Raw genomic sequence first — 1,429 nt, forward strand, 5'->3', positions numbered from 1 at the left:
GGTTACGTCCATGAGGATGGTGTACGAGCTGGATCCGAATGAGATGGCCGGCGTGTCGTAGCCGAACGAAAGACGGTCACCGCGTGATTCTTCGAGAGACCTACCAAGTCGACTCGAGACAGGACCACACGATGACCACTGCCCACAATATCGACCTGCACCAGCTCGTCGAAGACCGACTCACCGGCGCCAGCCCCGATCTGCTGCGGGAGCTGCTGACGCTGTTCATCCACGCCCTGATGGGCGCCGAGGCCGACGTCCTGTGCGGCGCCGGCTACGGGCAACGCTCCGACGAACGCACCAACTCCCGCAACGGGTATCGGCACCGCGACTTCGACACCCGGGTCGGCACCATCGACGTCGCCATCCCGAAACTCCGGCAGGGCTCGTACTTCCCGGACTGGCTGTTGCAGCGCCGCAAACGCGCCGAACGCGCCCTGACCACGGTCGTCGCCACCTGCTACCTGCTCGGGGTCTCGACCCGCCGAATGGAGAAACTCGTCGACACGTTGGGCGTCACCTCGCTCTCGAAATCCCAGGTCAGCGTCATGGCGAAGGAACTGGACGAGCAGGTCGACGCGTTCCGCAACCGGCCCCTCGATCAGGGCCCGTACACGTTCGTCGCTGCCGACGCCCTCGTGCTGAAAGTTCGGGAGAACGGGCGGGTGGTCAATGTCCACGCCCTCGTCGCGGTCGGGGTCAACGCCGACGGCTACCGCGAAATCCTGGGCATCGACGTCACCTCCGCCGAGGACGGTGCCGGCTGGCTCACGTTCTTCCGCGGACTGGTCGCACGCGGCTTGTCCGGGGTGAAGTTGGTGACCTCCGACGCCCATGCGGGCCTGGTCGCGGCGATCGGAGCCACCCTGCCAGGCGCTTCCTGGCAGCGTTGCCGCACCCATTACGCGACGAATCTGATGTCGGTCACCCCAAAGGCATCATGGCCATGGGTGAGGACTCTGCTGCACTCGGTCTACGATCAGCCTGACGCGGAATCTGTTCATGCGCAATATGATCGGATCATAGAAGCGTTGACGGAGAAGCTTCCGCGGGTCGCCGACCATCTCGACGGCGCCCGAGTCGACCTCCTCGCATTCACCGGATTCCCGAAACAGATCTGGCGACAGATCTGGTCCAACAACCCGCAGGAGCGACTGAACAAGGAGATCCGCCGACGCACCGACGTCGTCGGCATCTTCCCCGACCGTGGCGCCCTGATCCGCCTCGTCGGCGCCGTCCTCGCCGAGCAGCACGACGAATGGATCGAGGGCCGCCGCTACCTCGGCCTCGACGTCCTGGCCCAGGCCCGCGGCGACAAACCCACCGATGCCGCCGCCACACCTACCGAGGAGGCCACACCTGCCCTGACCGCTTAACCCACCGAGGAATCACACGGCGACTTCGCTACACCACGACTCTGGACTTGACC

1 protein-coding gene is annotated in these 1,429 nt (G+C 65.2%); it reads left to right on the top strand.

The window, feature by feature from the left end:
- Nucleotides 1–131: 131 nt before the first annotated feature.
- Complete coding sequence (locus RZ1_RS29345) at nucleotides 132–1,376, top strand: IS256 family transposase (protein WP_072816457.1); 1,245 nt, start codon at nucleotides 132–134, stop codon at nucleotides 1,374–1,376.
- The last annotated feature ends 53 nt before the right edge of the window (nucleotides 1,377–1,429 follow it).

Source organism: Rhodococcus zopfii NBRC 100606 = JCM 9919 (assembly GCF_001895025.1).
GTDB classification, from domain to species: domain Bacteria; phylum Actinomycetota; class Actinomycetes; order Mycobacteriales; family Mycobacteriaceae; genus Rhodococcus; species Rhodococcus zopfii.